Genomic DNA, 22,813 nt, shown 5'->3' with positions numbered 1-22,813 from the left:
CGTGCCGTTGACGTATCGGAGACCGATATGGCCGGAACCTGGCTGCCAACCCTGCTTACGGACACGCCGCAAGATGGCTACGCCCTCGCGGTGAAACTGGCGCGTGTCGCCGTCAAGATGACTCAAGCAGATCCAACAATCCGCGAAGATCTGCGCACCGTGTACGAAAAGGACGCCGGTGCGCTCATTGCGGTCTCCTCGGTCGTCGCGACCCACTTTCAGACAGTCGCGGCGGCCAACAACTACTGGAGAGACCGATGAGCGAACGGCATAGGATGCTGCCCGACTGGACCGTGGATCAGTGGTTCAACGCGCCGAATCCCATCTCGCTCGGCGACCTGCGCGGCAAGGTCGTCGTGATAGAGGCGTTCCAGATGCTCTGCCCAGGATGCGTTGCACATGGATTGCCGCTCGCACAACAGGTCCACGACCAGTTCTCGCGCGACGACGTCGCTGTGATCGGCTTGCATACCGTCTTCGAACACCACGCTGCGATGACGCCGGTATCGCTCGAAGCCTTCCTGCACGAGTATCGGATTGGTTTCCCGGTGGGCGTTGACCGGCCGGGCGACGCAACCCTGCCCGTCACCATGGAGCGCTTCGCCTTGCGAGGCACCCCGTCCTTGTTGATCGTGGATCGAAAGGGGGTCCTTGCGGCTCATCATTTTGGCGAGATCAGCCCTCTCAGACTGGGTGCTGGAATCATGTCCCTCATACTGGCCGCGCCGCCATCTCACCCCGACCCCGGCTCGAACCCGTGTGACGGAACCGGGTGTATCGCCTGAACGCGGTGGAGAGACGCAAACCGGCGCTCCGGAGGACACGGTGGCCCGGCCGGCGTGGTGATGGAGATGCCGATCAACCAGGCCCAGAGACGCGCTGGCCGGCCGGATCCGCTTCACCCACTACAGCGACTTCGGCCCGTTCTACGCCAAGCCGATCATCGACATCGTCGCCGCCTACACGCATGCGCCGGCCTTCAACGAAAGCGGCGCGGGCATCTGGAACCTGCATTATGACAGCCAAGGCGATGCCCAGGTGGCGTTCAGCCCCAGCCTGGAGATCGGCCGGCGGATCGACCTGGGAATCGGTGTCCTGCGCGCCTACGCCCGGGCTGGACTGACCTACTGGAACGACAACGACTGGTCTCGGGATGTCACGTTCGAGGGAATGGCGGCCGGAGATGCCGGCCACGCCAACGTCTTTGACGGCAACGAATTCTATGGGCGTGGCACCCTGGGCGCGGAGCTGATCTCGACACGGAGTCTCGCCATGCGCTTCGAGTATCAGACTCGGGCAACGACGACTTCCTGAACCATGGTGTCTCGGGCCGGCTCAGCTTCCGGTTCTAGCCGGTCCGCTCTTGCCCGAGTTGCGGGGCGGCTACGCCCAGGTCTGACGGGGCGTCGTGCTCCGGCGCCACGGGCCTGACCGGTCTGCGGCGCCGACGGAGATGGGCGCGATTATAGCCAGAACGGGAATAATGAACTCGGCTGATCCGCGTTTATAGCCGCCGAGAGAGGCTTTAGGTTGGGGACAACAGACACCCCAACGGATTCCTCCCGTGAAAGCGATGACCCTCGAAGCCTATGGCGAGACCGCCCTCTTCCGGCCGGCAGACCTGCCCGATCCGCAGGTCCAGGCCGGCCACGTGGTGGTGGGGATTGCCGCGACAAGCGTGAACACCATCGATACGATGATCCGGTCGATGGGCAAGGACCTGCCGCTGGCTCCGGACCTTCCGGCGGTGCTCGGCATGGACTTCGCCGGCACGGTCACCGCGGTCGGTGACGGGGTCACCGGGTTCGCGATCGGCGACGAAGTCTACGGCTGCGCCGGTGGCCTCGCCGACCTGCAGGGCGCGCTGGCCGATTCCATCGTCGCCGACGCCCGCCTCATCGCCCACAAGCCGAAGAGCCTCACCATGCGCGAGGCTGCCGCCCTCCCGCTGGTCGGCATCACCGCCTTCGAGGGCCTGACCCGCGCCGGCGTGACGACGGACAAGAAGGTCCTGATCCAGGGGGCGCGGGCGGCGTCGGCCACGTCGCCGTGCAACTGGCCAGGGCCTTCGGTGCCGACGTCTTCGCCACCGGAACCGGCGCCGCGCAGATCTCGGTGATCGAGGGCTTCGGCGCCACGGCCATCGATTTCCGTGAAGAGACCATCGACGACTATGTCGCCCGCCACACCGGCGGCGCCGGCTTTGACGTGGTCTTCGACACGGTGGGCGGCGCCAACCTGACCAACTCGTTCGCCGCCGCTGCCCTCAACGCTCACGTCGCCACCACCGTCACGCTGCTCGAGCTCGACCTGGCACCGGCCCATCTGAAAGGCCTGTCGCTGCATGTCGTGTTCATGCTGATCCCGATGCTGCACGACGTCGGACGCGCCGAGCATGGCGCGATCCTGGCGAAGCTGGCCCACCTGGTGGACGCCGGTTCCCTCAAGCCGCTTGTCGACGACCAGGCCTTCGGTCTGGAGGACGCCGGGGCCGCCTACGCCCGGCTCACCAGTGGCCAGGCGATCGGCAAGGTGGTCATCGACGTCTGACCCGGGGCCGGACCGGCCCCTCTCGCCGCCGCCCTACTCTGCCGCGGGCGGCGTCGCGCCCAGGGCGTCCGCAAGGAACGCGACCACGTCGGGCACGGTGGCACCGAACAGCTCACCGCCGTGCCCAGCACCCTCGACAAGACGCACCTCCAGGAGGCCGGTGCCCGGCCGTCCAGCCAGGTGCTCGTGCAGGCGCGCGGTCTGAAGCGGCGACACCACCGCGTCTACGGTCCCATGCATCAACAGGGTCGCAGGCAGCGGCGTGTCCGGGTCAAGCCGTTCCAAGAAGGCCAGCGGGCTCGCGGCATCCGCCGCCTGCCGATCCTCGGCAGCGACCGCATTGATGAGGATGTCTTCCGGCGGTCGCTCGCCGCCCGGGAGCGGCCGGTCGGGCACGTCGTCACGCTGCCGGTCTGCAGCCAGGTTGAAGAGGTCGGATGGCGCGTACCAGGACACGAGCGCATCAAGCGCCGTGTCCGGATTGCCAGCCTGCTCGTAGGCGGCCCAGAGCGCCAGGTGCGCGCCGGACGATTGCCCCCAGACGGCAATTCGATCGGCATTGTAGCCATAGGTATCGGCGTTCTCGCGCAGAAACGAAAAGGCGGCCCGGAGATCCTCCAGCTGGGCCGGCCACGCCTGTTGGGTGCTGTACGTGTAGTCGATGGTCGCGACCGCCATGCCCGCGCTGGTGAGGGCGTCCACCCGATCGTAAAGCTCGACCTGCGTGCGGTCGTTTCGGAACCATCGCCCTCCGTGGACGAAAACGACGAGCGGCGGGCCCGTCATCCCCTCGGGCACGACGAGGTCGAGCCGGTTGCGCTCGCGGGGCCCATAGGAGATGTCGCGAACGGTATCCGCCATGGCACCGGTTCCCACACATAGAAGCGCCAGTCCCGCGCCGAATAGCCTGATCATAGCGTTGCCATTCCGGTTGCATGACGAGGCTGCCCAGCGGGGCCCCGCCGCAGATGTCATTCAGGACAAGATGGGGAGGAGCGGCCATCCCGCCATACCCCGCCGCGCCGGCGCGTCGTGGGGACGCACCTCTATCCGCGGCATCGGCAGACCCGTCATGGGGTTGTCGATAAATGCTTGTATCTGCCGGACAATCCGGGCCACATGGAGCCTGGTGGGTATTCTTGCGCCGCGCATCGTCATCGAACCGAGATCCCGGACGGAAGGGCTGACGCTTCCGGACGCGAACACGGCGGCGAAACAAAACGGCGCGGCGGATTGGCGATCGGACGCAGTGGCCTGCCCGGCTTTCTGGGCTGGGGACCGCTTGCCCCGATCGTGGCTGGAGTGGGCAAATGGGGTCTGGTGTGTCGCGCGGAAAACGGAAACCGGACCGCGCTGAGAGGGTCAAGGCCCAGTCCGCAAGGCCTCGCGCCGCAAGCCGCATCCGCCGGGTCGCGTCCTCTCTGCTCTTCCAGTCGACGGCGCTTGCGGGAACAATGGCCGGCATTCCGATGCCGATCTATTCGCGCGCCTATGCCCAGTCGGTGTCGTGTTCCCCGTCGGTCTCGAGCTACGTCCTGTCCGGCGGTAGCTCCGCCGCGCCCCCGAGCGATACGATTTCCAAGACGACGTTCACCTGCACGGTGTCGTCGAGCACCACGATCACCTCGCCGCAGTACGCCTACGGCGGGGCGTACATGTTCTACAAGGACCCGCCCCCTTACGGCGTCTACGATTCCGCCACGGGCTACTACAAGAACTACTACGGGTCGGGATCGGGCCAGCCTGGCCTGAACATCACCGTGACCAACACGGCGGATATCGACGTTACGGCATCCGCCGACACGGCGCTGATCCTGGCGCCGGGCACCTCGACGTCCAATCTCAGCGACCTCGCCAAGACCCAGTCCAACGCGCTGGCCGTGGTCTCGCGCGGCAGCCGCAACTGGAACAAGGACGCCAATGGCGGCGTCATCGGCAGCGGCGGCAATGCGGGCGCAATCTCCATTACCAACTCCGGCACGCTGACCAGCACCGTCGGCGGCGGCATCTATGCGCTGTCCCAGGCCGGCGACGGCCGCTCGGCCTACCGGGGCGGCAATGGCGGCGATGTCACCATCGTCACGACGGGAGACGTCACCGGGTCGAGTTCCGGCATCGTCGCCATCAGCCAGGGCGGCCGCTCCAGCGGCCCCGTCTACGGCTACTATTTCAACGCGCAGGCGGGCTCCGGCGGCAATGCCTCCGTCACCGCCTACGGATCGGTCTCCGCGACGAGCAGCGGCCCGGCGATCCTCGCCGCGTCCTACGGCGGCAACTCGCCCCGGGCGAAGAGCGGCTTCGCGGACAACACGCTGCTGCGCACCGAGTATTCGCTGAAAGGCGGCGCCGGCGGCAACGCGGGATCCTCGACCGTCACGGTGGGCTCGTCGGACACCCCGTTCGCGGGAACCATCGCCACCACCGCGTCCGGCAAGATCGGGACGGACAGCCCCGCGCGCGCGTCCGGCGCGGCCATCGCCGCCATGAGCGTCGGCGGCCAGGGCATTTCCACGGTCGCCGACGGAGGCGACTACACTAACTACTACACCGGCGGCACCGGCGGCGCCGTGACCGTCACCGTCACCGCGACCTCCGACGCCAAGATCACCACCAAGGGCGCCTCCTCGCCCGGCGTCATCGCCCAGAGCGCCGGTGGCGCCAGCAAGTCCGGGTACTATTCCAACACCTATGTCGGCGGCGACGCGGGCGCCGCGAACGTCACCCTGGGCGGTGGCGGCAGCATCTCCACGTCCGGAGACGGCTCCAGCGGCATCGTGGCCCAGTCGCTCGGCGGCGCCGGCCAGTCCACCTTCTACGACAGCTCCTACGGCAAGGCCGGCAAGGGCGGCACCGTCAACGTCACCAACGACTTCGCCATCACCACCGAGGGCGACCGCGCCCACGGCATCGTCGCCCAGTCGGCGGCCGCGGCCGCGGGCTACGGCATCCTGACCAACACCAGCGGCAAGGCCGTGGTCTGGGGCGACCAGAACGACAACTCGGTGGGCAGCGACGCGGTCTCCGTGACCAACCATGGCGCGATCGCCGTGCACGGCGTGGACGCCCACGGCATCGTCGCCCAGTCGCTGGGCGGTGGCGGCGGGCTGCTCGCCTCGACGACCGCCCTTTCCCGGAACGGCAACGGCTCCCTCGACAGCGGCGCCACGCAGCAGGTCGGCGGCTATTCCGGCAGCGCCGATGGCGCCTCGGTGACGGTGAAGAACTACGGCGCCATCACCACCTATGGCGGCTACGCCTCCGGCACCGCTGCGAGCACCAGCAGGTCGGGAGGCGGCAACCCGAAGCTCGGCGGCGGCATCGCCATCCTGGCGCAGTCCGTTGGCGGTGGTGGCGGCGTCAACACCGGCCTGGGCGCCTACGGGGTGATCGGCGGCGGCTACAGCTCCCAGAGCACCTCCGGCACGGGATCCAACGGCGGCACGGTGACAGTCACCAATGCCGGCGCGCTCAAGACTTACGGGTCGGAGGCGCACGGCATCGTCGCCCAGTCCATCGGCGGCGGCGGCGGCACGGGCCGCAACTCCGACGGCCTGTTCAAGGCGGTCGGCGGGGCCGGTGGTCCGGGCGGCACCGGCGGCGACGTCACCGTCAACAGCCAGGCCGACATCACCCTCTCCGGCGACTACGCCGCCGGCATCGTCGCGCAGTCCGTCGGTGGCGGCGGCGGCCAGGGCGGCAAGGCAAGCTCCTGGGGCCTGTTCTTCTCTGAGGCCACCGGCGGCACCGGCGGCGCGGGTGGCGACGGCGGTACGAGCAAAATCTACACCAGCTCCGGCACGACGATTTCCACCGGCGGCATCAACGCCATCGGCGCGCACGCCCAGTCGATTGGCGGCGGCGGCGGCACCGGCGGCGCTGCCAAGTCAAGCTCCGACGGGCTGTTGTTCGATTTCGCCATCGCCACCGGCGGCAACGGCGGCGATGGCGGCGATGGCGGCACCGCCTACGTCAAACATGACGGAGCGATCGCCACCAAAGGATACGATTCGGCCGGCATTCTGGTCCAGTCGATCGGTGGTGGCGGTGGCGCCGGTGGCGGCGCCACGTCGAAGGCGCTTGGCATCAGTGTTCCGGTCAGCGAAACCGGAACGGAGTTTTCCGCCACGATATCGATCGCCCATGGCGGATCCGGCGGAAGCGGCGGCAGCGGCGGCGAGGCCAAGGCAATCACCCACACCGATTCTTCGGTGACCACCAGCGGCGCCGGGTCCATCGGTCTGCACGTTCAGTCGATCGGCGGCGGCGGCGGTGCCGGCGGCGACTCCAGTGCCTCGTCCGCGTCGGTCACCCTGGCGGAGTTCTTCGAGAAGGAGGAAGGCGGCGACGACAACGACGACGAATCCGGCGGCGACGATTCCGGCGGAGGCGAGAATGCCAAATCGTCCGCCAGCAGCGGTGGCGGCGATGACGGGGGTGACGGCAAGAAGCCGGAGCCCAAGAACATCTCCATCAAGCTCGACGTGTCGCTCGGCGGCTCCGGCGGCGACGGCGGCGACGGCCAGACCGCGTTCGCCCATTCCTACGGGGCGATCACGACCACGGGCCAGTTCTCCGACGGCATCCTCGTGCAGTCTATCGGCGGCGGCGGCGGTCAGGGCGGGACGGGCGAGTCGGAAGCCGCGACCTACGGCGGCGGCACCTCGGTCGCCACGGCCTTCACCCTCGGCGGCAGCGGCGGCAAGGGCGGCCATGGCGGCACCGCCACCGGCGGCGTTGCCGGTTCGGGCATGGTCAGCACCAGCGGCACCGGATCGCGCGGCCTCGTGGTGCACTCGATCGGTGGTGGCGGCGGCTCGGCCGGCGGCGGCAGCGGCGACCTCGACGCGGGAACCACCCTCAGCGTCGGTGTCGGCGGGGCCGGCGGCGACGGCGGGGATGGCGGCAGCGTCTATGCCTGGAACGCTGGTACCATCAAGACGCAGGGCGACTGGTCGCATGGCCTCATCGCCCAGTCGATCGGCGGCGGTGGCGGCATCGGCGGTTCCGGCACCTCCTCGGTCAGCCACGAAAAGGAATTCGAGAAGAAGTTCGGCAAGGAGAAGCGTTCCGTCTCGCTCACCACGCAGCTGACCGGACAGACTGGTGGCTCCGGCGGCTCCGGCGGTGACGGCGGCACCGTTCTCGTCGGCAAGATGTCGCCGACCGCGTCCATCGCCGCGGGCAAGACCTACACCTACTCCGCCTTCTCGCCCGGCATCCTGGCGCAGTCCATCGGTGGCGGCGGCGGTGCCGTCGCCCAGTCGTCGAGCACCGATGCGGGAGACGACAACGACGTCCCGGATTTCAGCAAGCTGACGGTGAACGCCGCCACCATCACCATCGGCGCCTCCGGCGGCACCGGCGGCTCGGGCGGGTCCGTCAGCGTCTACGCCAATAGCATCTACACCAAGGGCTTCGCCTCGCACGGCATTGTGGCGCAGTCGATCGGCGGCGGCGGCGGCACCGGTATCTCGACCGGGTTCGCCATGAGCGATATCGATCTGAGTTTCGGCGGCACCGGGAGCGATTCCAGCGCCAACACCGGCGGCGCGGTCAAGGTCAGCACCGGTTCCGGCGTTGTCATCTCGACCACGGACAGCCGCGCCATGGGCATCATCGCCCAGTCGATCGGCGGTGGTGGTGGTCTGGGCGACGTCTCGCTGGGCACGGGCAGTGCAGTCAACGACGACAGCCTGTCCGATCTGATCACGATCTCCTCGATCGGCACCGATTCCGACCCGAAGGACACTACTTCGCTCGACGGCGGCACTGTCAGCATCGACCACTCCGGCACGGTATCCACCAAGGGTGAACGAGCGGTCGGTATCGTTGCCCAGTCGATTGGTGCGGGTGGCGGTTTCCTGACCGCGTCGGAAACCAGCATCAAGAGCGTGTCGTTCGTTTCCGAGCAGTCGCGGGGCGCCGGCTACGCAGTCACGGTCGCGTTGCAGGACGGATCGTCCATCGTTACCACCGGCGATGGCGGCATCGGCGTGCTCGCCCAGTCGATCGGCGGCGGCGGCGGCGTCTTTGCCGACCTCAACGCCCCGCTGACCACCTACTATGTCGCGTCGGAATCCAACTACACCTACGACAAGGGCGACGGCCGGCATTCCAGCGTGGTGACTGTCACGGTCGATTCCAACGCCTCGATCTCCACCACCGGCAACTATGCCCACGGCATCGTCGCGCAGTCGGTGGCTGGATCGGGCGGCATCTTCGAGAAGAACGGCAAGACCTACGCCGGCTCCCTCCACCGCAACGGCGAGAACAGCGAGGCGGGGGTTGCGGTGACCGTCAACGGCTCCGTCGCCACCAAGGCCGACAATGCCTGGGCGATCTGGGGCCAGACCCAGGACACCTACGTGAATGTCACGGTCGGGTCCGGCGGCTCCGTCGCCGGCTCGTCCACCTCGTCCGGCACCGGCGGTGCCATCTTCGCGGCAGTGGACAGCGACGGGTCGGTGAAGCTCGACAACTCCGGGACCGTCAGCGGCAACGTCGTCAAGTCGGTCGCCGGAAAGGAGACCTGGTCGAAGGACTACGCCGCCACGAACACGGCCTCATCAGCGGCCGACGGTGCCGTCCGCCTGAGCGCCGTACCGGCCACCGGCCAGGCAATGTTCCTCAACCAGGGCACCGGCACCTTCGTCACCGGTGCCATCGCCGACCTCGACACCGTTCTCAACGCCGGTTCGATCAACATTGGCGGAACCGACCGCTTCCTGCAGACCCAGGTCACCGGCGATCTCCTCGGCCTGGGCACAAGCGGCAGCGGCAGCGCCATCGACGTGAACGCCGCCGGCCTGAAGCAGGCGTTCGCGGCGGCCCACTACTATTCCGGCATCGAGCGCAGGATCTGGCGCGACGAAACGTCCAGCCGCGGCGGCCTCCTCACCGGCGTCGACCTCGACATGGAATATGGCGAGGCGGACCAGCTCATCGTGCGCGGCGACTTCGCCGGCACCTGGGGCGCCATGCTCGATCCCGAGGCGCTGCTGCCCAACACCCGCACCGACCTGATCAAGGTGCTGGGCACCGACACGTCCGATCTGACCGTGCTGTCCTCGCTCGTCTTCGACTTCACCGACGTGACCACCTCGTCGGCCGGTTGGAAGGGCTTCGAGGTCCAGAGCGCCACCTTCGCCAACACCGGCGTGGCGCTCGGCCGCAACGCGACGGGCGTCAGCAAGGGCCTGCAGAGCGCCTGGGACAAGATCGAGGACGGCTCGGCCCAGCCCATCCGCTATTCGCGCGACGAGATCTCCATCGCCAACGCCTTCGCCGCCTTCCACGCGGCCACGCCGGAGACACTCGAAACCATGTTGCGGGAGGTGGCCTCCGAGACCACCGTCGCCGGCCCCGCCGGATCGTCCAACAAGGCGATCACGGCGGCCAACAGTGTGCTCTCCTGCCCAGCCTTCACCACCGGAGCGGTCATGGACGAGGGCGAATGCGTCTGGGGCCGCTTCCTCGGCGGCCGCGCCACTCAGGACGCGACGAGCAATTCCACCGGCTACAAGGATGAGACCAGCGGCATCCAGACGGGCGGTCAGAAGGCGCTCGGCGACGGCTGGTTCCTGGGCGGCAGCCTCACCTATGAGGACTCCTGGCTGCGCAACGACGCGGGCACGGAAAAGGTTCGCTCCAGCGCCTTCACCGCCGCCGGCGCGCTGAAGAAGGAGGTCGGCCCCTGGCTGTTCGCGCTCGTGGGCGGCGCCGGCTACACGTGGAGCGATTCATCGCGCTACATGACGCTGGGACCGCTGTCCGCGGTGGCCGAGGCGGAGCCGAAGACCGCCACCTTCTTCGGCCGGGCACGGGCATCCTACGAGTTCACCTTCGACGAGCGCTTCTACCTGCAGCCCCGGGTGGATCTGGACGTCATCACCATCCACCAGGAAGGCTACCGCGAGAGCGGCGCTGGCGCGCTGAACCTCATTGTCGACGACGCCACCGCGACCCTGTTCGGCGTCACGCCGGGCGTCGAGTTCGGCCGGCGCTACGACCTGTCCGATGATCTGCCCGCGCGCCTCTTCGCCGGCGTCGGCGTATCGTTCATGTCGGATGACACGTGGGAATCCACTGCCCGGCTTGCCGGCGTCACCAACATGGAGCAGTTCACCACGGCCATGCCCATCGCCGACGTGGTCGGTCGGGTGTCGGCAGGTGTCGACCTGCAGAAGGTGCACGGCATGCAGCTCAAGCTGCAATATGACGGGTCCTTCGCCGACGGCTACCAGTCGCACGGCGGGTCGCTGCGCTTCGGCTACCGGTTCTGATAGACCGACGGGAAAGCCGCGCCGGGTCCGGCGCTCGCGCCTCCCCTGCCCGCCGTTGCGTCCCGCATCCACGCTGCGCCCGGCGCTTGCGAACCGATCGAGCATGACATGAGCGATACCAAGCCAGACGCGCCGCAGACCGAGGGCGATCCTTCAGGCGGAGCGGTACCGACCGACGCCGCCCCGGCTGAAGCCTCCCCGCAAGCCGCGGCCGACGCGCCCGGCGCGCAGCAGGATGCGCAGCAGCTGCAGACCAACATCAGCTGTTCGCGCGGCTTCCCGCAGTGGCTGGCAATGCACAACTGCTCGCTTGCCTTCACGTCCTATCAGACCGGCCAGCTCTTCCTGGTGGGCGTGCTGCCGAACGGCGCGCTGTCGATCCACCAGCGCAACTTCGTCCGCGCCATGGGGCTGATCGGCGACAGCCAGCGCCTGCTCCTGGCCGGTCTCGCCCAGATCTGGCGCTTCGAGAACGTGCTGGCGCCCAACGAACGCGCCAACGAGCACCACGACCGGCTCTACGTGCCGCGCCGCGGCCAGACCGTCTCCGACCTCGACGTGCACGAGCTCGGCATCGACACGGCCGGCCGGCTCCTGTTCGTGAACACCAAATATTCCTGCCTCGCCACCGACAGCGTCGTGCATTCCTTCAAGCCGGTGTGGCGGCCGCCCTACATTTCCAAGCTCGCGCCGGAGGACCGCTGCCACCTCAACGGGCTGGCGATGGAAAACGGCGTGCCGCGCTACGTCACCTCGGTCTCGACCACCGACATCGTCGACGGCTGGCGCAACCATCGCCGCGACGGCGGCGTGGTGGTGGACGTGGAGACCGACAAGATCGTCGCCGACGGGCTGTCGATGCCGCATTCGCCGCGCATCCACGACGGCGCGCTGTGGGTGCTGGATTCCGGCAACGGCTATCTCACCCGCATCGATCGCGAGAGCGGATCGCGCGAGCGCGTCGCGTTCTGCCCGGGCTTCCTGCGCGGCCTCTCCTTCCACGCCGGCCATGCGGTGGTCGGCCTGTCGCTCGCCCGCCACGAGGGCGTCTTCTCCGGCCTCCCCCTTCAGGAGGAGCTGGAGAAGCGCGGCGGCGACGCCTGGTGCGGCATCCAGATCGTCAACCAGCGCACCGGCGACATCGTCGAGTGGCTGAGGCTGGAAGGCGGCATCCGCGAACTCTTCGACGTGCGCGTGTTGCCCGGCGTGCGCTGCCCGATGGCCCTGCCGACCTTCGGCCCGGACCTCGCCAGCTTCATCACCATCGAGGCGCCCGACCGCCCCCTCTCCGAACGCGGCTGGCACGTTCCCGGCTGAACGCCCCCGCGACCGGTCCCCTCAACGAGAAAGGCGCCCCGGGTTTCCCCGGAGCGCCTTTTTTGGTGGGACGCGGAACGCGAAGCCTGCGTCCCTGTCCGCAATCAATGCCGGCGGAAGGTGCGGCGCTGGCCGGTCGGGCCGGAGCCTTCCGTCTTGTGGCGGAAGGTGATGCGCCCCTTGTCGAGATCGTAGGGGGTCATCTCCACCGTCACGCGGTCGCCGGCGAGCGTCCGGATCCGGTGCTTCTTCATGCGTCCGGCCGAGTAGGCCAGGATCTGGTGGTCGTTATCCAGCTTCACGCGAAAATTTCCGTCCGGGAGCACTTCGGTCACGACGCCCTCGAACTCGATCAGATCTTCCTTCGCCATACTCGTTCCTCTACCTGTTCTGGGAAGCGGCGGGTGCGGCGGACGACCGGTGAGGCCGACCGCGCGCCGGGCGCTTCGGTTGCATGAAGTTCACATCGCCGACGCCCGAAGCGCCGGCGTCCTGGCGTTTGCGCCCCTGGGGCTTGCCCTTGCCCGCCGGCCGATTGCCGCCGCGACGCTGCGGGGCCGACCCGTCGTCGTCGTGACGGCGCGGACCGCGCTGGTGCTCGCCGTTCGGCTTGGCTTCCGCGCGACCGCCGTCTTGACGACCGCCTTCGGAGCGGTTGCCACCGGTGCGGCCACCGGCCCCACGACCGCCGCCATTGCCGGAGCGCTGGCCACGGCCCTTGCCGTTGCGACCCGAAGGAGCAGCGTCGCCTTCGCCCGCGCCTTCCGGAGCAGCCAGGCCTTCCGGCGCGGCAACGACCGGCACCTTCTGCTTGATCAGCCGCTCGATCTGACGCAGCAGGCTGCGGTCCTCGGGCGAACAGATGGTGATGGCGCTGCCGTCGGCACCGGCGCGCGCGGTGCGGCCGATACGATGGACATACGTTTCCGGCACGTGCGGCAGATCATAGTTCACGACGTGGCTGATTGCCTCCACGTCGATGCCGCGCGCCGCGATGTCGGTGGCGACCAGCACCCGGATGGAGCCCTTGCGGAACGCCGTCAGCGTCCGGTCGCGCTGGTTCTGCGACTTGTTGCCGTGGATCGCCTCGGAGGGAACGCCCATCCGGACGAGGTTCTTCACGACCTTGTCGGCGCCGTGCTTGGTGCGCGTGAAGACCAGCGCGTGCTTGACCTCGTCCTTCTTCAGGACATGGACCAGTGCGTCGGTCTTCTTCGCCGGATTGACGAACATCACCTCCTGGTCGACGCGGTCCGCGGTCTTGGCGACCGGGGTCACCGCGACCTCGACCGGATCGGTCAGGATGTTGTTCGCGAACTGCGCGATCGCCTGCGGCATGGTCGCCGAGAAGAACAGGTTCTGGCGCTCCTTCGGCAGCTTGGCGACGATCTGCTTGATGGAGTGAATAAAGCCCATGTCGAGCATCTGGTCGGCCTCGTCGAGGACGAGGACTTCCACTTCGCTCAGGTAGAGGGCGCGCTGCTCGACCAGGTCGAGAAGCCGGCCCGGCGTGGCGATGACCACGTCGACACCGCGCTCGACGTCGCGCTTCTGGCGGCCGATGGACACGCCGCCGATGACCAGGGCGGTCCGCAGCGGCATCTTCGAGCCATAGGCCTCGAAGCGGTCCTGGATCTGGCCGCACAGTTCGCGCGTCGGCGACAGCACGAGGACCCGCGCGCCGCGGCCGCGGACGGACTTCTTGGTGGTTGCGAGATAGTGGAGGATCGGCAGCGCGAAGGCCGCGGTCTTGCCGGTTCCGGTCTGGGCGATGCCGAGAAGGTCACGGCCTTCCATGACCGGCGGAATGGCCTGCGCCTGGATCGGCGTCGGGGTAACGTGGCGCTCGGCTTCGAGCGCTGCGAGGATCGGCTGGTGAAGGCCGAGATCGGAAAACTGTGTCAAAGGTCTCTTTCGAAGAGTGACGGGAGACACGCAAGCAAAGCGCGACCCCCGGGATCAATCCCGGCCCTGGCCCTCATGGCTCAGCGGCGGCGGTCGATCGCATCGGAAATCAGACCGAGGCCATCCATCCGGACGGCGACTCGCTCTGGCGAGGTCGCGAGGACCCCGCGTGCCGGGCACTCAGCGAATATCATATGGGAGAAGCAGCCTCGGAGCTTGACGCCCCGTCCACGCGTGCTTGGACGGCTATATGGACGATTGCACTGCAAAATGCAATGGGTCGCATGTATTTGGCACACGCGTGCCGGTCACCTCGGGATCAGGAGTGCGGCCGCAAATCCCGGTTCGACCATCGTGACGCTTCCGTCCGGAAGGCCGAGAATCCGGTCTGTCGCCACGCCCAGCGCGACCAGCCGCGCCTCCAGTCGTTCTGCCGCAGGCGCGGCGTCCGGCGTTGCCGCAGCGCTGATCGCGTCCGCCACCGCATCGCGGCTCGAAGCGCCAAGGTGCAGCAGGATCTCCGCTGTCGCCTCCGGATCGGCCACGCGAAACGTGCCCTCGCGTGTGCCGTCGCGCAGAAGGTCGGCCACGAGCGGCTTCAGCACCGCGATCTGGGCGGTGTGGATGCGCTGGTAGAGCACCAGATTCTCGGGCCGGAACAGGGTTCGGAAGGCGGCAAGCAGCTCCGGCGCCTGCTCGCGCTTCATCGCACGCGCTTCGCCGAGGAAGGCATTGAAGCGCGTCAGTGCATCGCGCGAGGTATCGGCCAGTACCGGACGCGCCTTCTCTGCCGCTTCCCGTGCCAACCGCTCCGCAAGGGCCGTGAGCACGTCCTCCTTGGCGGCGAAGTGATGGTAGAAGCCACCCTTGGAGACGCCAGCCGCCGCAATAATATCGGCCACCGACGTCGCTTCGTAGCCGCGGTCGAAGAACAGCGTCTGCGCGCAGTCGAGCAGTTCGGCTCTACGGGCATCCGGGTGTTTGACCACGCGCGGCATCGAAGCGATCTCTCTTCACTCAATTTACAGACCGACCGGCGGTCGGTATAGTGACCGTCGGTCGGTAAAGACCCTATCGGCCAGCCTGAACACGGACAAGGCGCGCCCCATGACACTCGGCGAGACGGCGACCGGTGCCACGCTCCACGGCAGGGACCAGACGCAGGATCCGGACCCGGCCATCGATGTCCGGACCCTCACCTATGCCTATCCGGGCTCCGCGAAACCCGCCGTCGAGGCCGTATCGCTCACCATTCAGCCAGGTGAGATCTTCGGCCTGCTGGGCCCCTCGGGCGCCGGCAAGACGACCCTCCAGCGGATCCTGACCAAACAGCTTGCTGGCTACGAGGGCAACGCATCGGTACTCGGGCGCCCGCTGGGCGACTGGGATCGCGCCTATTTCGAGGAGATCGGCGTCGGCTTCGAGCTGCCGAACCACTATCTCCGCTTCACCGCCGCGGAGAACCTCGCCTTCTTCGCTTCGCTCTATGCTCGCCCCTGCCGCCCGACCGCTGAGCTTCTGGAGCGTGTCGGCCTGACGGACGCCGCCGACCGCAAGGTGGAAACCTTCTCCAAGGGAATGCGGATGCGGCTCAATTTTGTGCGCGCCATCCAGCACGCCCCCCGGATCCTGTTCCTCGACGAGCCGACTGCCGGGCTCGATCCCGTCAATGCCGGCATCGTGAAGCAGATCATCCGCGAGCTGCGCGCCGCGGGCACCACGATCGTTTTGACCACCCACAACATGAGCGACGTGGACGAGCTCTGCGACCGCGTCGCCTTCATGCTGGACGGACGGCTGGCGACTACTGACGCGCCCGAGGCACTCAAGGCCCGCTACGGCCGGCGGACGGTGACCGTCACGTTCAACGGTCCAAGCGGCCTTTCCCGCGAAACCTTCCCGCTGGACGGTCTGGGCAACGATGCCCGTTTCCTGGAACTCCTGCGCTCCGCCCGCGTCGAGCGCATCCACAGCCAGGAGGCGAGCCTCGACCGGGTTTTCCGGGAAGTGACCGGCGTGCACCTGGAGGCCGAGCAATGACCGCAGTCCGGATGCTGCCGACGCTGCTTGCCTGGGAGATGCGTGTCCAGGCGCGCGCGGGCATCTACGTCTTCACCGCGATCACGACGCTCGCCTTTGCCACGATCCTCGCGCTCTTGCCCGACGCCGCGCCCGATACGGTCGTGACCGCGATCCTGTTCCTCGATCCGGCTGTGGTGGGCACCGGCTTCGTGGCGGCCGCGATCCTGATGGACCGCAGCCAGAACACGCTCGCAGCCCTCGCTGTCTCCCCGGCCCGTACTGCCGACTATGTCGCCGCGAAGATGATCACCCTGACCCTCCTCACCGTGGCCGGCGGGCTGGTGCTTGCCGCGGTGGCTTACTGGCCGCTGTCTTCCGCCAGGGCCGTTCGGTTCGCCGCCGCCCTCACCGTCACCGGGGCCTTCGGCGTGGCAATCGGCGTCGTCCTGGTGGCCACCGCGCGTTCCATGAACCACTTCATCGCCCGCGCCTTCCCGCTCTCGCTCGTCCTCTACCTCTCCTTCCTGCCGCATTTCGGTGTCGTCGACGGCCCGTGGGCCTGGATCGGCTTCGGCTGGAATCCCGGCTACCCGATGCTTCTCGCGCTCCTCTGGGCGGCCGATCCGGCGCAGGTGACCCCGGGGGAAGCGGTCTACGCCTTCGTCGTCCTGACGGTCATGACGGCCGCACTCGCCGTCTGGTCCGTCCGCCTCGTCGCCACCAATGTCGCGCGGGGCACGGAATGACAGGCTCCGCCCTCCCCGGTCTCGCCGCGCTCGCCCGCCACGACCTGCGGACCATCGCCCGCGACGCGGTGATGCGGAACATCCTGGCGCTAATGATCGTGCTGGTCGGCGTGGCGGCCTGGGTGCGCGCCGCCGGCCTGTTCGAGGCCTGGTGGCTGCCGATCCAGATCGTGCTACTGCTCGGCTACATGCCCGGCTTCGGCTACGTCTTCGCCATGCTGCTGGTCGACGAGGTCGACGCCGGGGTGGACCGGGCGCTGTCGGTGACGCCCCTGCCCCGCGCCGCACCGCTGCTCCTGCGCACCGTGGCCGGCAGCTTCTTCGTCTTCGCCTACGGGCTCGTCATGGTGCTTGTCATCGGAATGGTCAATCTGCCGGTCTGGCAATGGCTCCTGCCTGTCGCTGGCCTCGCCCTCGCCACGCCCACCGCAACGCTCGCCATCCCGGCGCTCGCCCGCGATAAGGTCCAGGCGATGGGGCTCTTCAAGATCCTCAACCTCCTGACCCAGATCGCCGTGGTCTATCTCTTCGTGCCGCACGAAGCCTGGTATGCGACCCTCTTCTTCCTCGTGCCCTCCACCTGGTCAGTGGCCGGCATTCTCGCCTTCGTGGACGGCAACGTCGCCGCCGGACTTGCCTGGTCGGCCGGAGGGCTGGCTTTCGCGGCTCTTCTGCTCGCCGCTGCTGCCCGCCTGCACCGAAACCGGCGCCTGCTTGCGCCGGCCTGAGCCCGAGGGCGGTGTCACGCGCCGTGGAAGGCGGCCTCCAGCGTCGCGATGTCGAGCTTCTTCATCTGCATCATCGCCGCCATGAACCGGCCGACCGCAGCTGCGTTGCCGCTCGACAGCATGTCGCCCACCGCCGCCGGCACGATCTGCCACGACAGGCCGAACCGGTCCTTCAGCCAGCCGCAGGGCCCCTCTTCGCCGCCGTCGGAAAGCCGCGTCCAATAGTGGTCGACCTCGGCCTGGTCGGCACAGCGAACCGAGAGCGAGAGCGCCTCGGTGAAGTGGAACATCGGTCCGCCGTTCAACGCCATGAACTCCTGCCCGGCCAGCCGGAACGTCATCACCATCACCGAGCCCGGTTCGCCGGGTCCGCTGTCACCGTAGCGGGTGAGGCTCAGCACCTCGGAGTCGTCGAAGACGGACATGTAGAAGTCGACAGCCTCCTCCGCGTTGCGGTCGAACCAGAGGCACGGCGTGATCGTCTGAACGGAAGCCATGATCCTTTTCTCCGATTGCGCGGGGACTGTTGGGGCCCCGGTCTCTGTCTGGCCGGTCAGGCCGCGGCCTGCCTGCCTTCCTCGACGGGCGGAAGCAGAAGCTCGAGATAGCGGCCTAAATGGTCGAGGCATTCCCTCGCGGCGTCCGTGCCACCGCCGGCCTTGGCCAGGATGAAAGCCCCCTGGATCACCGCCTGGATGTGCCTGCCGAGGCCTTCAGCCGACCAGTCGGCCTCCGGCGCACAGGCCGCCTTGGCGGCCGCCGCCATCGCGCCGACCTCGTCGGCATGGGCGAGGATGTGTTCGCCGGCCGCCCGGCCGATCGCGGGATGGATCTCGTAGGTCTCCTGGACCAGCGTTCCGAGCAGGCAGGTCACCTCCGGCAGCGGCCCGTCCAGCAACGCCCGCCGCAGCGCCACGTAGCCCAGCAGCCTTTCGCGCGGGTCGGCGACGGCCCGGTAGGGCGCACCGGCAAACAGCGTATCGGCATGCTCGGAAAAGCGCTCCGCGGCGGCGACCGCCAGCTCTTCCTTGGTCTTGAAGTGGTGAAAGAAGCTGCCCTTGGTCACGCCCGCCTCGGCACACACGTCCTCGACGCGGGTGGCGGTGTAGCCCCTTGTGCGGAACACAATCAGCGCCGCATCCAGCAGTCTTGCCCGGGACTCCGTCTGTCGTGGCATCGTTCGCCCGCTCCATACCGATTGGTTGGTATCTTTCTATACCGACCAGTCGGTATGGATCAAGGATCGATCGCGCACATGGAACAGGGGAGCGTGCGTCCCGACGGGACGGCGGCCGTCAGCCCTCCCGCGCCAGATCGCCGGCCATCTCGACCAGGTGCGCCACCGTCGGCAGCGCCTCGCCCTTGCGCCAGACGAGCCCGGTCTCCACCTCCGGCGCCGCGCCGGAAAGCCGCAGGTAGCGCACGCCGGACCGTCCCAGGTCCGTCAACGACTGCGGCACCAGCGCCAGCCCCAGCCCCACCGCGACGAGCGCCACGATGGTCTGCATCTGGATCGCTTCCTGGAAGATCTGCGGCGCGGCGCCCCGCACCGCGTAGGCCCCCGTGACGATGTCGTGGAAATCCGGCGCGATGCGGCGGGGAAACAGGATCAGCGGCTCGTCGAGCACGTCGTCGAGATCGAGCGTGCCGCCGCGCCCCGGCGTCACTCGGCCGTCCGCGATCCACGCCTCCGGCACCGCCGCCACCAGCGGCTCGCGCACCAGCGGCAGGTAGTCGAGGCTCACGTGCAGCCCGGCCTGCGGGATGATCAGCCCGGCGTCGAGGCTGCCGGCCAGCAGCGCCTCGATCTGCAGGTCCGACGTCGCCTCCTGCAGCGCCACCTCCACCTCCGGATAGGCCGCCTTGAAGCGCGCCACGATGAGCGGCAGGATCGAGTAGTCGGCCGTCGACACGAACGCCAGCCTGAGCTGGCCGAGCTGGCCGCGCGCCAGCCTGCGCGCCACGTCCGGCAGCGCATCGGCCTCCGCCACCAGCCGGCGCGCATGCGCCCGCCATTCCGCCCCCACCGTGGTCAGCGCCACCGAGCGCTTGGTGCGGGCGAACAGCCGCACCCCCAGCTCCTCCTCCAGCGCCTGGATCGACTGGCTGAGCGGCGGCTGGGTCATGCCGAGCCGCTCCGCCGCGCGGCCGAAATGCAGCTCGTCGGCGACGGCGAGGAACTGGCGAAGCTGGCGCAAATTCATGGGCTTGAGTCCCGCATCGGCCGGCAGGCTTACTCATATCGAAAACGACCGAGTTGCGCAGGAATAATATATTTCCTGTTGGCTTTGGAAAGCGTCTAAGGTCCCTTTCGCAGCCGGCCCAGCGCCGGCCGGCTCCCGTGCCCGCGCCGCCCGCATCCGCTACGCGCCGCGCCGGGGCCGATCGAGATCAGGATCCGCAGGCCGCCTGCCCGGAGCGCACCGGGAGCGCCTGACCAGACAAGCCGACCGGGGAAGGAAACCGACATGGCCGCCAACGACCGTTCCAAGCACGTCACCCAGGGCGTCGAGCGCTCGCCCAACCGCGCGATGTACTACGCGCTCGGCTACAAGAAGGAAGACTTCTCCAAGGCGATGATCGGCATCGCCAACGGCCACTCGACCATCACGCCCTGCAACGCCGGCCTGCAGCGCCTGGCCGACGCCGCCGATGCCGCCATCCGCGCCGCCGGCGCCAACCCGCAGATGTTCGGCACGCCGACCATCTCCGACGGCATGTCGATGGGCACCGAGGGCATGAAATATTCCCTCATCTCCCGCGAGGTGATCGCCGACTGCATCGAGACCTGCGTCCAGGGCCAGTGGATGGACGGCGTCGTCGTCATCGGCGGCTGCGACAAGAACATGCCCGGCGGCATGATCGGCATCTGCCGCTCCAACGTGCCGGCGATCTACGTCTATGGCGGCACCATCAAGCCCGGCCGCTGGAAGGGCCAGGACCTCTCCATCGTCTCCGCCTTCGAGGCGGTCGGCGCCTACAAGGCCGGCAAGATGAGCGACGAGGACTTCGAGGGCATCGAGCGCAACGCCTGCCCGTCCTCCGGCTCCTGCGGCGGCATGTTCACCGCCAACACCATGAGCTCCTCCTTCGAGGCGCTCGGCATGTCGCTGCTCTATTCCTCCGACATGGCCAACCCCGACCAGGAGAAGGTCGACAGCGCCGCCCGCTCTGCCGAGGTGCTGGTGGAGGCGGTGAAGAAGGGCATCAAGCCGCGCGACATCGTCACCCGACAGTCCATCGAGAACGCCGTGGCGCTGATCATGGCGACCGGCGGCTCCACCAACGCCGTGCTGCACTATCTCGCCATTGCTGACGCGGCCGAGGTGGAGTGGACGCTGGACGACTTCGAGCGCGTCCGCCGCGAGGTGCCGGTGCTGTGCGACCTGAAGCCGTCCGGCCGCTTCATGGCGGTCGACCTGCACAAGGCCGGCGGCATCCCGCAGGTCCTCAAGATCCTGCTCAACGCCGGCCACATCCACGGCGATTGCCTGACCATCACCGGCCGCACGCTGGCCGAGGAGCTCGCCGACGTGCCGGACGAGCCGCGCGCCGACCAGGAGGTCATCCGGCCGATCTCCGACCCGATGTACAAGCAGGGCCACCTGGCGATCCTCAAGGGCAACCTCGCCGAGGGCGGCTCCGTCGCCAAGATCACCGGCCTGAAGAGCCCGGTCATCACCGGCCCGGCCCGGGTCTTCGACGACGAGAAGTCGGCGATGGACGCGATCCTCAACGACCGGATCACCCACGGCGACGTGCTGGTGCTGCGCTATCTGGGCCCGAAGGGCGGGCCGGGCATGCCGGAGATGCTGGCGCCCACCTCCGCCCTCATCGGCCGCGGCCTGGGCGAGACGGTCGGACTGATCACCGACGGCCGCTTCTCCGGCGGCACCTGGGGCATGGTGGTCGGCCACGTCACGCCGGAAGCCATCGAGGGCGGAACCATAGCGCTGGTGGAGGAAGGCGATTCCATCACCATCGACGCGCACGATCTGAAGCTGCAGCTCAACGTCGACGACGCGGAGATCGCGCGCCGCCGCGCCGCCTGGAAAAAGCCGGAGCCGCGCTACACCCGCGGCGTGCTCGCCAAGTTCGCCAAGCTGGCCAAAAGCGCCAGCGAGGGCGCTGCGACGAACTAGAGCAATCCCAGGAAAAGTGGGAACCGGTTTTCCGTCCGGGATTGCGATGAGAAAAACTTGGATGGCGACCTGACTTTCTAGGTCACCACTGCAATGCACAAAGGGCGGCCCATCGGCCGCCCTAAAGGCTGCAAATATCCAGCGTTGGGTATCCGTATTGTCGTGAATACCGCTATTTAGCGCCACCTGATCTGAGGATCCCAATCCGCCCTGGGTACTGGGCCTTCGGATTATCCCGCCAGCGAAACTCAACCACCACCGGAATGCGCCATTTTTTGGCAAGACGGTCGACTTCCTTCCAACAGTCAGACGCCGACTGCCCTTGAAGCGAAATGCCGAGGTCGGGGTGATACTTGAACCCATCTTCCTCGTACTGTGTCGCCCTTGCTGGAATTGATAGTTGGCGGACCAGATCCTCGCCTTTGCTCCCCTTTGCCTTCACCTGGCTAATGACGGCGAGCAAAATGGCAGACCAGTTTAGGTTCTGCGGTGAATGGCCGTTGATTGACGCGGCTAGCGGCTTTGTGAAGGCAAGTCCCGGGGCTGTGTCGAACTGCATCGCGCCATTGCTGGCAGTGGCAGCATCCTCACCTGATCCCTCGCCCCGCTCTATACCAAGTTCCTCCATCGCTATTTGGACGAGCCGGTCAATGGTCTCGCTTGGGGTCTTAGTGTCGTACCATGTCTTGAGGGTACTTAGATCGGCAAAGGTGGCATCGTTGACCCTAATTACCGGCATCATGTGGCGCTCCATCCGTTCGCTCGAGACGGATATGTTACATATTGTTTGAACCGGCTTCAACCAGAATATGTAACATATTATCGCACGAGAACGTCGGCCTTCCGGCTACACTTGGGAAGGGTGGTCGGCCACGTTGCCCCGGAGGCCATCGAGGGCGGCACCATCGCCCTAGCGAGCGAACGTGACTCCATCACCATCGACGCGGAGGAATAGGTCCGGCAGTTCAAGCTCTTGGGCAGTCGCGTCCGGACCGTCCAGTGCCCCATCGGATTCGCTAACAGCTGGGTGCTCACGCGATTACCAAACTGGCGGACGATCCTCTCCACCCCTCTCCCCCAAACTCCGCTCATTCCAGCGAAGGCTGGAATCCAGTTGCCGA

Annotated in this window: 20 protein-coding genes; 12 read left to right on the top strand and 8 right to left on the bottom strand. The window is 67.8% G+C overall.

Annotation, left to right across the window (positions count from 1 at the left end; all coding sequences use genetic code 11):
• Nucleotides 1-27 precede the first annotated feature (27 nt).
• The 5 genes from C507_RS0110260 (at nt 28) to C507_RS23445 (ending at nt 2,550) form a co-directional block, all read left to right on the top strand.
• Nucleotides 28-261: a hexameric tyrosine-coordinated heme protein gene (locus C507_RS0110260; protein WP_018699606.1), complete on the top strand. Its 234-nt coding sequence runs from the start codon at nt 28-30 to the stop codon at nt 259-261.
• Nucleotides 258-785 carry a redoxin domain-containing protein gene (locus tag C507_RS0110255; RefSeq protein ID WP_018699605.1) on the top strand — a complete coding sequence of 176 codons (528 nt, stop codon included), beginning with the start codon at nt 258-260 and terminating at the stop codon, nt 783-785. Before C507_RS0110260 ends, C507_RS0110255 begins: the two co-directional genes overlap by 4 nt.
• A gap of 94 nt (nt 786-879) precedes the next feature.
• A complete protein-coding gene (locus C507_RS22755) occupies nt 880-1,314 on the top strand; it encodes an autotransporter domain-containing protein (RefSeq protein ID WP_083923456.1) in 435 nt (144 codons plus the stop codon).
• A 259-nt stretch (nt 1,315-1,573) separates the two neighbouring features.
• The gene (locus C507_RS23450; protein WP_245559674.1) at nt 1,574-2,119 is read left to right on the top strand and encodes an alcohol dehydrogenase catalytic domain-containing protein; all 546 of its coding nucleotides are present in this window, start codon (nt 1,574-1,576) and stop codon (nt 2,117-2,119) included.
• Complete coding sequence (locus C507_RS23445; protein ID WP_245559667.1) at nt 2,050-2,550, top strand: zinc-binding dehydrogenase; 501 nt, start codon at nt 2,050-2,052, stop codon at nt 2,548-2,550. Before C507_RS23450 ends, C507_RS23445 begins: the two co-directional genes overlap by 70 nt.
• 33 nt (nt 2,551-2,583) lie before the next feature.
• Here C507_RS23445 and C507_RS22385 read toward each other — a convergent pair whose 3' ends face one another.
• Nucleotides 2,584-3,411 (bottom strand): alpha/beta hydrolase, encoded by an 828-nt coding sequence (locus tag C507_RS22385; RefSeq protein WP_018699603.1) that lies wholly within the window; start codon nt 3,409-3,411, stop codon nt 2,584-2,586.
• 593 nt (nt 3,412-4,004) lie between these two features.
• Here C507_RS22385 and C507_RS23355 point away from each other — a divergent pair.
• On the top strand, nt 4,005-10,832 hold the full coding sequence (locus C507_RS23355; RefSeq protein WP_018699602.1) for an autotransporter outer membrane beta-barrel domain-containing protein: 6,828 nt from the start codon (nt 4,005-4,007) through the stop codon (nt 10,830-10,832).
• Between the two features lie 108 nt (nt 10,833-10,940).
• Nucleotides 10,941-12,149: a TIGR03032 family protein gene (locus C507_RS0110230; protein ID WP_018699601.1), complete on the top strand. Its 1,209-nt coding sequence runs from the start codon at nt 10,941-10,943 to the stop codon at nt 12,147-12,149.
• Between the two features lie 104 nt (nt 12,150-12,253).
• Here C507_RS0110230 and infA read toward each other — a convergent pair whose 3' ends face one another.
• The 3 genes from infA to C507_RS0110215 form a co-directional block, all read right to left on the bottom strand.
• Complete coding sequence (gene infA / locus C507_RS0110225) at nt 12,254-12,520, bottom strand: translation initiation factor IF-1 (RefSeq protein ID WP_018699600.1); 267 nt, start codon at nt 12,518-12,520, stop codon at nt 12,254-12,256.
• A gap of 10 nt (nt 12,521-12,530) precedes the next feature.
• Nucleotides 12,531-14,054, bottom strand: coding sequence for a DEAD/DEAH box helicase (locus C507_RS0110220; protein ID WP_018699599.1), 1,524 nt, complete (start codon nt 14,052-14,054; stop codon nt 12,531-12,533).
• A gap of 308 nt (nt 14,055-14,362) precedes the next feature.
• Nucleotides 14,363-15,052, bottom strand: a complete 690-nt coding sequence (locus C507_RS0110215; RefSeq protein WP_018699598.1) for a TetR/AcrR family transcriptional regulator — start codon at nt 15,050-15,052, stop codon at nt 14,363-14,365.
• Nucleotides 15,053-15,161: 109 nt separating this feature from the next.
• On the opposite strand from C507_RS0110215, the gene C507_RS0110210 reads away from it, so the two are divergent.
• Genes C507_RS0110210 through C507_RS0110200 form a run of 3 tightly spaced genes read left to right on the top strand, consistent with a single transcriptional unit; the run spans nt 15,162 to nt 17,550 of the window.
• Nucleotides 15,162-16,094 carry an ABC transporter ATP-binding protein gene (locus C507_RS0110210; RefSeq protein WP_018699597.1) on the top strand — a complete coding sequence of 311 codons (933 nt, stop codon included), beginning with the start codon at nt 15,162-15,164 and terminating at the stop codon, nt 16,092-16,094.
• The gene (locus C507_RS0110205; protein ID WP_018699596.1) at nt 16,091-16,822 is read left to right on the top strand and encodes a hypothetical protein; all 732 of its coding nucleotides are present in this window, start codon (nt 16,091-16,093) and stop codon (nt 16,820-16,822) included. Before C507_RS0110210 ends, C507_RS0110205 begins: the two co-directional genes overlap by 4 nt.
• Nucleotides 16,819-17,550, top strand: a complete 732-nt coding sequence (locus tag C507_RS0110200; protein ID WP_018699595.1) for a hypothetical protein — start codon at nt 16,819-16,821, stop codon at nt 17,548-17,550. Before C507_RS0110205 ends, C507_RS0110200 begins: the two co-directional genes overlap by 4 nt.
• A 14-nt stretch (nt 17,551-17,564) precedes the next feature.
• Here the strand turns inward: C507_RS0110200 and C507_RS0110195 are convergent, their stop codons facing one another.
• From C507_RS0110195 to C507_RS0110185, 3 genes are all read right to left on the bottom strand, one after another.
• The gene (locus C507_RS0110195; protein WP_018699594.1) at nt 17,565-18,047 is read right to left on the bottom strand and encodes a VOC family protein; all 483 of its coding nucleotides are present in this window, start codon (nt 18,045-18,047) and stop codon (nt 17,565-17,567) included.
• Nucleotides 18,048-18,103: 56 nt separating this feature from the next.
• Nucleotides 18,104-18,727: a TetR/AcrR family transcriptional regulator gene (locus C507_RS0110190; RefSeq protein ID WP_018699593.1), complete on the bottom strand. Its 624-nt coding sequence runs from the start codon at nt 18,725-18,727 to the stop codon at nt 18,104-18,106.
• A 118-nt stretch (nt 18,728-18,845) separates the two neighbouring features.
• Complete coding sequence (locus tag C507_RS0110185) at nt 18,846-19,754, bottom strand: LysR family transcriptional regulator (RefSeq protein WP_018699592.1); 909 nt, start codon at nt 19,752-19,754, stop codon at nt 18,846-18,848.
• Nucleotides 19,755-20,018: 264 nt separating this feature from the next.
• Between C507_RS0110185 and ilvD the strand changes: the two genes are divergently transcribed.
• Nucleotides 20,019-21,692, top strand: coding sequence for a dihydroxy-acid dehydratase (ilvD, locus tag C507_RS0110180; protein ID WP_018699591.1), 1,674 nt, complete (start codon nt 20,019-20,021; stop codon nt 21,690-21,692).
• A 172-nt stretch (nt 21,693-21,864) separates the two neighbouring features.
• Here ilvD and C507_RS0110175 read toward each other — a convergent pair whose 3' ends face one another.
• Complete coding sequence (locus tag C507_RS0110175; protein ID WP_026318991.1) at nt 21,865-22,434, bottom strand: T4SS efffector SepA family protein; 570 nt, start codon at nt 22,432-22,434, stop codon at nt 21,865-21,867.
• Between C507_RS0110175 and C507_RS23660 the strand changes: the two genes are divergently transcribed.
• A complete protein-coding gene (locus C507_RS23660) occupies nt 22,435-22,647 on the top strand; it encodes a dihydroxy-acid dehydratase domain-containing protein (protein WP_425386851.1) in 213 nt (70 codons plus the stop codon). It abuts the gene before it with no gap.
• Nucleotides 22,648-22,813: the final 166 nt, after the last annotated feature.

Origin of the sequence: Amorphus coralli DSM 19760 (genome assembly GCF_000374525.1) — a bacterium.
In the GTDB taxonomy this organism is placed as follows: Bacteria; Pseudomonadota; Alphaproteobacteria; order Rhizobiales; family Amorphaceae; genus Amorphus; species Amorphus coralli.
The sequence above is the reverse complement of the archived record's forward strand: the minus strand, read 5'-3'. Positions and strand labels throughout refer to the sequence as shown.

Bases quoted from the DNA above. Each gene is read 5' to 3' on its own strand.
- C507_RS0110260 (WP_018699606.1), top strand. From the start codon at position 28: ATGGCCGGAACCTGGCTGCCAACCCTGCTTACGGACACGCCGCAAGAT.
- C507_RS0110255 (WP_018699605.1), top strand. From the start codon at position 258: ATGAGCGAACGGCATAGGATGCTGCCCGACTGGACCGTGGATCAGTGG.
- C507_RS23450 (WP_245559674.1), top strand. From the start codon at position 1,574: ATGACCCTCGAAGCCTATGGCGAGACCGCCCTCTTCCGGCCGGCAGAC.
- C507_RS22385 (WP_018699603.1), bottom strand. From the start codon at position 3,411: ATGGCGGATACCGTTCGCGACATCTCCTATGGGCCCCGCGAGCGCAAC.
- C507_RS23355 (WP_018699602.1), top strand. From the start codon at position 4,005: ATGGCCGGCATTCCGATGCCGATCTATTCGCGCGCCTATGCCCAGTCG.
- C507_RS0110230 (WP_018699601.1), top strand. From the start codon at position 10,941: ATGAGCGATACCAAGCCAGACGCGCCGCAGACCGAGGGCGATCCTTCA.
- infA (WP_018699600.1), bottom strand. From the start codon at position 12,520: ATGGCGAAGGAAGATCTGATCGAGTTCGAGGGCGTCGTGACCGAAGTG.
- C507_RS0110215 (WP_018699598.1), bottom strand. From the start codon at position 15,052: ATGCCGCGCGTGGTCAAACACCCGGATGCCCGTAGAGCCGAACTGCTC.
- C507_RS0110210 (WP_018699597.1), top strand. From the start codon at position 15,162: ATGACACTCGGCGAGACGGCGACCGGTGCCACGCTCCACGGCAGGGAC.
- C507_RS0110205 (WP_018699596.1), top strand. From the start codon at position 16,091: ATGACCGCAGTCCGGATGCTGCCGACGCTGCTTGCCTGGGAGATGCGT.
- C507_RS0110200 (WP_018699595.1), top strand. From the start codon at position 16,819: ATGACAGGCTCCGCCCTCCCCGGTCTCGCCGCGCTCGCCCGCCACGAC.
- C507_RS0110195 (WP_018699594.1), bottom strand. From the start codon at position 18,047: ATGGCTTCCGTTCAGACGATCACGCCGTGCCTCTGGTTCGACCGCAAC.
- C507_RS0110190 (WP_018699593.1), bottom strand. From the start codon at position 18,727: ATGCCACGACAGACGGAGTCCCGGGCAAGACTGCTGGATGCGGCGCTG.
- C507_RS0110185 (WP_018699592.1), bottom strand. From the start codon at position 19,754: ATGAATTTGCGCCAGCTTCGCCAGTTCCTCGCCGTCGCCGACGAGCTG.
- ilvD (WP_018699591.1), top strand. From the start codon at position 20,019: ATGGCCGCCAACGACCGTTCCAAGCACGTCACCCAGGGCGTCGAGCGC.
- C507_RS0110175 (WP_026318991.1), bottom strand. From the start codon at position 22,434: ATGATGCCGGTAATTAGGGTCAACGATGCCACCTTTGCCGATCTAAGT.